9 protein-coding genes and 4 pseudogenes are annotated in these 9,778 nt (G+C 46.0%); 6 read left to right on the top strand and 7 right to left on the bottom strand.

Annotation, left to right across the window (positions count from 1 at the left end; all coding sequences use genetic code 11):
• From Q1V74_RS05095 to Q1V74_RS05075, 5 genes are all read right to left on the bottom strand, one after another.
• The coding region (locus Q1V74_RS05095; protein ID WP_300647350.1) for an aminotransferase class I/II-fold pyridoxal phosphate-dependent enzyme at positions 1-717 on the bottom strand (717 nt) is incomplete at its 3' end.
• A gap of 29 nt (positions 718-746) precedes the next feature.
• Positions 747-1,610, bottom strand: coding sequence for an amino acid ABC transporter ATP-binding protein (locus Q1V74_RS05090; RefSeq protein WP_300647349.1), 864 nt, complete (start codon positions 1,608-1,610; stop codon positions 747-749).
• Positions 1,611-1,637: 27 nt separating this feature from the next.
• Positions 1,638-2,300, bottom strand: a complete 663-nt coding sequence (locus tag Q1V74_RS05085; RefSeq protein ID WP_300647348.1) for an amino acid ABC transporter permease — start codon at positions 2,298-2,300, stop codon at positions 1,638-1,640.
• A complete protein-coding gene (locus Q1V74_RS05080; RefSeq protein ID WP_300647346.1) occupies positions 2,300-2,953 on the bottom strand; it encodes an amino acid ABC transporter permease in 654 nt (217 codons plus the stop codon). Before Q1V74_RS05080 ends, Q1V74_RS05085 begins: the two co-directional genes overlap by 1 nt.
• Before the next feature lie 108 nt (positions 2,954-3,061).
• Positions 3,062-3,889 carry a transporter substrate-binding domain-containing protein gene (locus Q1V74_RS05075; RefSeq protein ID WP_300647345.1) on the bottom strand — a complete coding sequence of 276 codons (828 nt, stop codon included), beginning with the start codon at positions 3,887-3,889 and terminating at the stop codon, positions 3,062-3,064.
• 363 nt (positions 3,890-4,252) lie between these two features.
• Here Q1V74_RS05075 and Q1V74_RS11245 point away from each other — a divergent pair.
• The 5 genes and pseudogenes from Q1V74_RS11245 to Q1V74_RS05055 form a co-directional block, all read left to right on the top strand.
• A pseudogene (locus tag Q1V74_RS11245) lies at positions 4,253-4,549 on the top strand (urease accessory protein UreD); the annotation flags it as partial.
• A 102-nt stretch (positions 4,550-4,651) separates the two neighbouring features.
• A pseudogene (gene ureA / locus Q1V74_RS05070) lies at positions 4,652-4,822 on the top strand (urease subunit gamma); the annotation flags it as partial.
• Between the two features lie 2 nt (positions 4,823-4,824).
• Positions 4,825-5,004, top strand: a pseudogene (locus Q1V74_RS05065) (hypothetical protein); the annotation flags it as partial.
• 386 nt (positions 5,005-5,390) lie between these two features.
• Positions 5,391-6,544, top strand: a protein-coding gene (locus tag Q1V74_RS05060) for an IS3 family transposase (RefSeq protein WP_300647344.1) whose coding sequence is annotated in 2 segments (ribosomal slippage) — positions 5,391-5,637 and positions 5,637-6,544 — 1,155 coding nt in all. Because the reading frame shifts where the segments join, the coding sequence is not laid out codon by codon here.
• A gap of 782 nt (positions 6,545-7,326) precedes the next feature.
• A complete protein-coding gene (locus Q1V74_RS05055; protein WP_300647343.1) occupies positions 7,327-8,085 on the top strand; it encodes a Fic family protein in 759 nt (252 codons plus the stop codon).
• A gap of 196 nt (positions 8,086-8,281) precedes the next feature.
• Here the strand turns inward: Q1V74_RS05055 and Q1V74_RS11240 are convergent, their stop codons facing one another.
• Positions 8,282-8,605 carry an integrase core domain-containing protein gene (locus Q1V74_RS11240; RefSeq protein ID WP_366524637.1) on the bottom strand — a complete coding sequence of 108 codons (324 nt, stop codon included), beginning with the start codon at positions 8,603-8,605 and terminating at the stop codon, positions 8,282-8,284.
• 262 nt (positions 8,606-8,867) lie between these two features.
• Between Q1V74_RS11240 and Q1V74_RS05050 the strand changes: the two genes are divergently transcribed.
• Positions 8,868-9,185 carry a transposase family protein gene (locus Q1V74_RS05050; protein WP_300647342.1) on the top strand — a complete coding sequence of 106 codons (318 nt, stop codon included), beginning with the start codon at positions 8,868-8,870 and terminating at the stop codon, positions 9,183-9,185.
• A gap of 79 nt (positions 9,186-9,264) precedes the next feature.
• Here Q1V74_RS05050 and Q1V74_RS05045 read toward each other — a convergent pair.
• Positions 9,265-9,369, bottom strand: a pseudogene (locus Q1V74_RS05045) (heteromeric transposase endonuclease subunit TnsA); the annotation flags it as partial.
• Positions 9,370-9,778: the final 409 nt, after the last annotated feature.

Genomic DNA, 9,778 nt, shown 5'->3' with positions numbered 1-9,778 from the left:
CAAAAAGGTCAGCCCCGCCTCATCCATGGCGCGGATAGCAAAAGCATCCTCATCCAGCCCGCGAGCAAACCCTTGGTAGGCCATATCGACAAAGGCAATCAAATTGCGCTCACGTAAAACGGCAATAATGTCTGACCACTGCGCGTCCTCTAGGTCCACACCTGTTGGGTTGTGACAGCAAGGATGCAGTAAAACGATGCTGTACTCTGGCAGCTGTTTTAGGTCCTGCACCATGCCTTCAAAATCCAAGCCACGAGTTGCGCTATCGTAATACCTATAGGTATGGGTGGTAATGTCCGCGCCTCTGAAAATGGCATGATGATTATCCCAAGCCGGATCACTAATCCACATTTCACTTTCTGGATAAGCGGCGTGTAAAAAATCACCGCCTACCTTTAATGCACCGGTACCACCTAGTGTTTGGATGGTTGCCACGCGATTTTCCGCCAACGCCTTACTATTAGGGCCAAAAACCAACTTTTGTACCTGCTCGCGGTAATCAGATAAGCCTTCTATAGGCAGATAAGCGCGTGGCAAGGCCTTGTCGGCCCACGCTTTTTCGGCTCGGCGTGCCACATCAAGCAAGGGCAAACGTCCCTGCTCGTCATAGTACAGTCCCACCGTGAGGTTGACCTTTAAATCGCGCGGATCCGCATGAAAGGCTTCGCCTAATCGAAAAATCGGATCACCAGCAAACGCACGTAAATGTCCAAACATAAAAACTCCTAGATAGTCGGTGCGCGGGACTATACGGCCGCGGCTTCTAATTCATTTTGATTACTCTGATTGCAGTTACGCTCCCAAAACGCATTACGCTCAAAATAATTCTCTAGGAATTGAGTTAAACGAGGCTGTGTTGTTTGAGAAAAAACGTCCTGAGGGGATCCTGAGACCACGATCTCCCCTTTATCAATGAAAACCACGGTATCTGCCACCTGAGCTGCAAAGCCCATCTCGTGGGTTACGACGACCATCGTCATGCCCTCGCGTGCCAAGTCTTTCATTACCTGCAATACTTCGCCCACGAGCTCTGGATCCAGTGCTGAGGTGGGTTCATCAAACAGCATGATCTTGGGCTCCATCGCCAATGCTCTGGCAATAGCAACCCGCTGCTGTTGGCCACCTGATAAGTTGACTGGGTAAAAGTCCACCTTATCCCCCAAACCCACTTTCTCTAGCATGGCTTTAGCTTTGGCGGCGGCCTCATCTTTAGGCATCCCTTTTACTCGTAGCAAAGCTTCTTGTACATTTCCCAGGGCCGTCATATGAGGCCAGAGATTAAATTGCTGGAACACCATACCCACGTGACGACGCGCATGATTTAGTTCACTACGGTTGGCTTTCACGCGGCGTCCATCAGGCTTATCCACATAACCGAGCAACAACCCTTCGATCAGCACTTCACCTGCATCGTATTCTTCTAAGAAGGCGAGTGAGCGCAGCAAAGTACTTTTCCCTGAACCAGAAGGTCCAATAATGCACGTGACTTCTGAGCGACGTACCTCTAACGAGATGTCCTTCAGCACCTGCACCGGCCCATAACTTTTGCACATGTTACGAACTTGAACCAAGCTTTGATCTGGGGCTGCCCCATTCATTACGGTTTCCATGATTGTCTCCTTTTCACCCTAACCCAGTTAGCGAGCTAAGAAATGGTTGCTACGTGCTTCTGCCCAGCGACCAACGCGTTCTGTTGCCGCTACTAAAATCAAGTAGGCTACACACAATACGAGTGTCGTTTCTAAGTGGGCAAACTGTTCGTTACCAATTTGAACCATCACTGCAGTTAATTCAGGCACAGTGACAATAGAAAGAATGGCGGTTTCTTTACTTAATATAATAATTAGATTCACTAAAGAAGGTGTAATGATGACCAGCATTTGTGGCACATTCACCCGCCAAATCACATTAAAACGAGATAATCCCAAAAACTCCGCTGCCTCGGTTTGTCCTTTAGGCACGGCGGCAAAACCGCCTCTAAAGACCTCAGCAAAATACACACTGCCATACACAGTTAGGCTTAATACCCCCGCCTGCGTAGGAGATAAATCCAGGCCAATTGTTGGGCCGCCGTAATACAGCACAAACAACTGCACTAGGAAGGGAGTAGTACGAATTATCTCTATATATACTCGTAGTACAGAACGTATTACTAGACCACCATGACGCTGCAAAATAGCAATTAGAAACCCGAGCAGCATCCCTAAAACCACCGATGCTAACCAGGTATAAATGGTCATCAAAAACCCTTTAGCAATCGCCGGCCAATACGAGCTCAGTACGCTAAAATCCAATCCCATTACGCTGCCCTCCTAAAGTGACGCTCGGCCCAATGACCTACAATAGAGAGCACGCCATTGATAATGAAGTACACAAATGCGGCGCCCAGATAGGCTTCCATCGGCGAGAACGTGCTCGCGGCAATGTTTTGCGCCATGCGGGTTAGCTCGGTAACCCCTACGACTGAAATTAGGGATGATGCCTTAACCAATAAAATCATTTCGTTGATTAAAGTAGGCATGGTCAAACGTAAGGCCTGAGGAACTTGAATACGCACCAAAGTGTCGAATTTGGACAGTCCCAATAGACTGGTTGCCTCCAGCTGTCCTTTGGGGATCCCCATAAACCCACCACGCAAAATCTCCCCGATGTACGCTCCCTCACATAAAGAAATCGCCACCACCGCAGCGACTAGGGGTGGGACATTAACTCCAATCACCGGAAAGAAGTAAAACACCACCATCAGCTGGACTAATAGTGGAATGCCTCTAAATACAAAGACATACCAACCCATTAAGCGTCGCAGTAATGGCGAGGGCGACATGCTGGCTGATGCCACCATGACCGCAATCACAAATCCCACCGCCAAACCAATCGTCGACACAAAAAGCGTCATTTTGGCTGCACTGATTAGCAAGGGCAGGGACTCCAGCGCTACATGAAAATCAAACATGCTTTTTACCTCGTGGTACATGGTGGTGCTTAAGACATAAACACCGCATGACCATAACAGTCGATTGAGCTACCCACCCGTCATCCAAGCAGGTAGCTCCTCCAAGGCTTAGACTGCAGGTTCAAACTCTGCGGTCGGTACTTTCATCTCCATACCGAACCACTTTTTCTGTAGTTCAGCTAAAGTTCCATCCGCATGTAGAGCTTCGAGACCTTCGTTAAAGGCTTCTAGTAATGTGCGACTGTCTTCATCTTTGCGCATAAAGTAAGCAAAGTAGACTTGCTTACCAAATGGAGGCTGCACTACCTCAAACATATTGGGGCGCTGTTTGGCCACATATGCGATATTCGTAATGGAGTTAGCAACGGCTACTAAGCGACCCGATACGATGTCAGCATAAGCTTGGTTGTTATCCACGTATTCACGAACATCCACTGGCTTATCTAAGGTTGCCACAAAGTCTTTTAATTGCGCTAGCTGAGCAGAGCCTTTACCGCCACCCACAGCCAAGCCTGCGATGTCTTCAGGCTTGGTTAGCTCGGCATTTTTAGCGCTTTTTAGTAAGGCAACAGTTCCATCGGCAACCGGTAAGGTAAAGGAATAACGCTCTTTACGGGCTTTGGTCACCAAAATAGGACCGCCCCCCATATCAAATTTTTTGGAATCCAAACCGGGTAAAACACTAGGCCAAGGCAAGTCTAAAAACTTCACTTTGACGCCGATGCGTTCGGCAATGATTTCGAATAAGTCCTTATTAAAGCCAGTCTGCTTTCCATTTTCATGAAAATCAAAAGGTGCGAACTGCATTTCTGTTCCAACAACCAGCTCCCCTGATTTTTTAACTCTGGATAACAAATCCTCTGCGTGAACAGGGGCTGCCATCACGCCCATCGTTAATAAGGCGGCACATGCTTTGGCTAACGGTTTGATCCACATTCTTGTCTCCTCTATGGGTGGACATCAGGTTTTATCTAGCTGACCCAATGCTCCCCCGTTTATATCGTTTTAAATGAGTGGAATGATCGACTGGCTTTTTAGTTTTCAGTCACATCAATTTATGGGGTCTGAGTGTCGCTGCAGACCGATCTTCAATGCATCCCATCTGGAACCACTAGATAAGAGTCACCGTACTGCTATCAAAAAGTATATACATACCCAGTTGACTGTCAATTAGGAAATCTGCCTTAGCCCCGTAAATCTAGGGAAAACACTCAGCTTGTCTACCGAAAAATGACGGCCCCCACATACTTTTACTAGTAAACAATTTATTCATCAAGTATTTAAGATGGCTCTCTAGGCGAACAACACCTCACTATTGACCTAGAGGACAACGCTCAATGTCTGGGCTGGGAGATCTTAGGTTTAGGTCGTCCCGCAAGCGAACTTCCCTTTGCGAGCGGTCGCCTAGAACAGCACTTTGCCCTCACTCAAAACGGCCGTCCTCTTTGGATAGAGCGCCAGATTATCGACCCCCACCATCCGCGTTTTGTCGGCAAGTGGGGACAAGGCGCTACCACCGTGCATGCCACGCTTTGGACCGTCGGCTTGAGTGACCCCGCAGAGGCCGTCAGGCAGAGATCCCTCGCATCTGGCTAACCTAACTAACACTACCCAGGCAACAGTCTGGACCCTCTCCCTCTTTTGCCGCACTAGGCAAAAATCACTAACAAAAAGACCTCGATAACAACGGAGTTAGCAATGGAATTAACACCAAGAGATAAAGACAAGTTGCTCTTGTTTACTGCGGGGCTGCTTGCAGAACGTCGCAAGGCCAAAGGCCTAAAGCTCAACTACCCCGAAGCGGTAGCGTTGATCAGCTGCGCCATTATGGAAGGCGCCCGTGAAGGTCGCACTGTCGCTGAAATGATGATATTGATCTTTGCGTAGGCCGTGAACCTATCACACTAACCGTCGCCAATACCGGTGATCGTATCCGTCTTGGTGATACTGAACTCTGGATCGAGATTGAACATGACCACACGCATTACGGCGAAGAAGTCATGTTCGGCGGTGGTAAGGTCATCCGTGACGGAATGGGACAAAGTCAACGTTACGATGACGGGCAGTTCATGAGAAGCTGAGGCTTTTTTCTTTTCCAATATTTAGTCTCTACGTTTCAACCCGATCGCGCACAGACCGCTTATTAGCCTCCTCCCATTGAACTAGAGCCCCCCGTAGACCCAACAAACAAGCTCAAAATCCGTCAAATGGCCTAATTATAATCCCTCATAATCTCCTGTTACGCCCTACCTTTACTACCAAACAGGGGGGGCCGTATCGGCTATCTGCCCCATGTATCAATTGATGAAATTTACTACTATGCATTAAAAGGAGTTACAAAAGAGAAAAATCACTAATTACCAAGAAAAGAAACCTGAATCGACCAAGGTTTACTAGACACATTTTTGCCTCATAATATCGTCTTAAGGAGACGTTTATGAGCAAGGCTCGATTTACAGAAGAATTCAAAATTGCAGCAATCAAACAGGTGGCTGAACATGGTCGTCCTGTTGCGGAAGTGGCTGCCCGTCTAGGCGTATCAACGCACAGTATATATGGATGGTTAAAGCGCTATAACAAGCCAGCCGAGCAGCGAGAGCAAGAGAGTACTGAAGCGGCTGAAATCAAGCGCTTGCGTAATGAGGTTAAGCGACTTACTGAAGAGCGAGATATCTTAAAAAAGGCCGCCGCGTACTTTGCCAAGGAGTCCGGCTGAAGTACGCATTTATCGAGCAACATTCGACTCAGTATGCGGTGCGTCTACTCTGCGCCGTGCTACAGGTGCATCACAGCGGTTATTACGCATGGCGGCGCAGTACTCATAGTCAGCGCGACCTTGAAGATCAACGCTTACTGGCCTTGGTGGAAACATCTTGGCTTGAGAGCGCACGCGTGTATGGTTACCGCAAGGTGCATCATGATTTGCGTGCACTGGGTGAATCTTGCAGTCGGCACCGTGTAGCACGCTTGATGCGTAATCAAGGTTGGCACGCTCAGGTCGGGTACCGGTGTCGGCCGGGTTCATACGGGGGTGTACCAAATAGCATCGCCGCTAATGTCCTAGATCGCCAGTTCGATGTGGCTGCGCCTAACATCGCCTGGGTAACCGATATTACCTACATACGTACCCATGAGGGTTGGCTGTATCTGGCCGTTGTATTGGATTTATTCTCTCGCCAGGTGGTCGGTTGGTCAATGAGTTCACGTATGAGTAAAGATCTAGCTATACAGGCCTTACTGTCGGCAGTCTGGAGACGCAAACCAACACAACGTGTCATGGTGCACTCCGATCAAGGCAGTCAATTTACGAGCTACGAGTGGGCTATTTTTCTGGCTAATCATAATCTAGAGCCAAGCATGAGTCGTCGCGGTAATTGCCATGACAATGCCGTTGCGGAAAGCTTTTTTCAGTTACTTAAGCGAGAGCGCATTAAACGCAGAGTTTATAACTCCAGAGAGCAAGCAAGCCAAGATGTTTTTGACTACATCGAAATGTTTTACAACCCGATTCGTCGGCATAGTCATGCTGCGAATCTTTCGCCGATAAACTACGAACGGCATTACTTTTCTGAGGCAATGAACTGTCTATAAAAGCTTGGTCGATTCATCATTCCTCAATTAGTGTACGTTTAATCTTGTACACTAATCGTACACTAAAAATCATGAGATTAGAGAAGATTCAGGCATACAAGGAAAGACAAAACCCTACATATACCGTTGATATTATTGGATTAAACTGTTTGCGCTTGTCTTTAGTTATATGCGCTTATATTTATTTAATAGCATGGGGTGCAAGGGGTAGAGTGTTCGAATCACTCCGTCCCGACCAAGAATACCTCAAAACAATCAAGCACTTAGAGCTTTTAAGCTTTAAGTGCTTTTTTGTTTCTATGGGTTTAGTGGACCACTTGAATTTGATGGACCAAAATTGGCCTGCCCTAACATTCGTAGAAAATAACTCTACCGTCTTATGAGCCTAGGCTTTTTACTCTGGCTAGCCTCTAAAGTTTCGGCTTTGCCCTATCCCCTTTAGTAGTTACCTAAGCAACTGATGAGTTCTGGTTGATACTCTATCGGCGTAATTTGTTTGAGCTAAATAAGGTTTGTTGCCTTCTCCTGTCTAAGGAGAGAAGATTGAATTGTCTTTGCATACGAGTGTTTGTTTTGTTGGATACAAAATTTTGCTCTCTTCTTTGATTAAATAACTTTTTAATTTGACATAATGTTATTATATTATGCGTCTAATATTAGTTATACATAGAAGACTCTTACCACTAAGCTCATGCTGTGCATGAGCCCTAAGCAATAAGATGCTTTATACTGAATCAGGTTTTTAACGATTGCACGACAAGTAACAATAAGGGATAAAGAGAATGGGATCAAAACACATCATGACACAACTAGCCAAACTGGATGCGTTAAAAGAAAAATTAGATAGCTATCGCCCATTAGACCCACAAGTCGTTAATAACCTGCATGAAAACCTCGTTTTGCAGTGGACTTATCATAGTAATGCTATTGAGGGAAATACGCTTACACTAAAAGAAACCAAAGTGGCTCTAGAAGGCATCACCATAGGTGGGAAAACGTTACGTGAACATTTTGAAGCCGTGAATCATCGCGATGCTATTTTATTTGTCGAGGATTTAGTTAAACAACAGCGCCCTCTAGATGAATGGACTATCAAGTCGTTACACCAACTCGTCCTCAAAAATATTGATGCACAAAATGCAGGTCAATACCGTCAAGTGAACGTGCTCATTTCAGGAGCAGAACACCGCCCTCCCGAAGCCTTTCAAGTCGCAGATCACATGCACACCTTTATTCATTGGTGTAATACCCAAGCACAGTCATTGCATCCGGTGGAGCGTGCCGCACGTGTGCATGGTGAGTTTGTTAAGATCCATCCTTTTGTAGACGGTAATGGTCGTACGTCTCGCCTATTGATGAACCTAGAGCTGATGAAAGCGGGATTTCCTGCCTCTGTGATTACAGTAGAGCAACGTCTCCCCTATTATGAGGCCTTAGATAAGGCGCACTGTACGGGGAATTATGAGGATTTTATTGCGTTAGTGGCGGATAGCGTAGAGCAAAGCTTTGAGCCATATTGGTGGGCGCTCGGAATAAACTAGCTAGTAGAGGCCCTTTGTAATCCCATAGACTCAGAATATTTTTGAAAGACTAACAGGACTATCGCAGCGTACGCCCCAAGTGGATTTTTTAATTGTTTAGACGCAGTGTGCTATACCATTTTTATGTATGCAGAACCCTATACCCTTGCACGTAGAGGGTGGTAGCCATACCGGATTCTATAGCGTAGGCTTACCGTCAAGCGCACAGTTCATAACTAGAGACTTCTGCCATTAAGCGTCGCTTAAATTCACTAGGCGGTAGATTGCCCAGCGATTCATGGGGTCGCTCTTCGTTATAACTTATCATCCACGCCCAACTCAGCTCCCGTACTTGCGTTAAGCAAGAGAACAGATGGGGGTCAAGGACTTCATTGCGGTAGCTTTTATTAAAGCGTTGTAGACGGACAATTAAGTTGGGAACTGGAAGGTGTGAAAATGGGGGTTTTTGAGAGTTATTTAGAGAAAAGTGACAAAATAGATGGGAACTGGATGTGGCGTCATAAGTTAGTACGAAAATCAAAAATGACAAAATAGTTTGGAACTATAAATCCTTTTTTCTGTATTCTGGAGATAAGTTCTACTACGTGCCTAAAAATGGACATACATAAACTATCGATATCAAACTCAAATAGCAGATCATTGCTCTAACAACCATGCCCCTTGGGGGTCAGGACGGTAATCCCCCCACGCGCTCAGGGTGGGGCTTTTGGAAATGCTTTTATCGACTTCGACTAGATGGAAAGCCGTGGAATTTTAAACGAGTCTGATCTATTTATTACACGATGAATTTGAACCAAAAACGACGTACTAAAAAGCGATTACCCGAGCGTAATCCCGCGCCATTAACCGTTCCGGCAGAGGCGAACTACAGTTGGACGTTTGATTTCATGAGTGATGCGTTATACAACGGCACCCGTTTTCGTGTACTCAATATCCTCGATGAGGGTGTGCGAGAAGCACTGGATATTGTTGTAGACACCTCTCTTCCTGCTGCCAGAGTAGTACGTGTCCTTGAGCAGCTCAAAGCGGCGCGAGGCCTTCCCAAAATGATCCGTGTGGACAACGGTAGCGAAATGACCGCCTTGTTGTTTACACAATAGTGTGCGGAAAATGGAGTGACCATTAATTATATTGAGCCTGGTAAATACGGTGGGAACGACCTGCTGAAGGAACTTCTTATACTGTTAGCCATGGAATATAGTCTTTACCATGCCCTTGGCCCCGCCCCTCTTTAATACGACGGGCAATTTGTACTTCAGAAAATGAAGAGTTTGCTTTAGCCATAATAAAAGTCCAGTATGCTTTTTCACAGCATAACTGGACCGATTTCAGTTTACAACTATTTTGTCTAGTTTAAGACTTTATTGTCATAGTTTAGATCTATTTTGTTAAGTTTAAGACTTAATTGTCCGCCTACATTTCCTGTAGACGGACAAAATAGTTGGGAACTGGGAGGGGTGAAAATGGGGGTTTTTGAGAGTTATTTTGGGAAAAGTGACAAAATAGATGGAAACTTGGTGTAGCGTCGTAAGCTAATGCGAAAATTAAAAATGACAAAATAGTTTGGAACTAGATTTCACTTATCTGGTTAACTAATCTAGCTAACCTGCCGCTCAGCTTAGTACGATCCTCTATCCAACTGATCATAATCCTTTCATCAGTATCCCAAATTAAATCCCCCTCCTAGACTGCC

It is taken from the genome of Paenalcaligenes sp. (assembly GCF_030152715.1).
Classification (GTDB): domain Bacteria; phylum Pseudomonadota; class Gammaproteobacteria; order Burkholderiales; family Burkholderiaceae_B; genus Paenalcaligenes; species Paenalcaligenes hermetiae.
The sequence above is the reverse complement of the archived record's forward strand: the minus strand, read 5'-3'. Positions and strand labels throughout refer to the sequence as shown.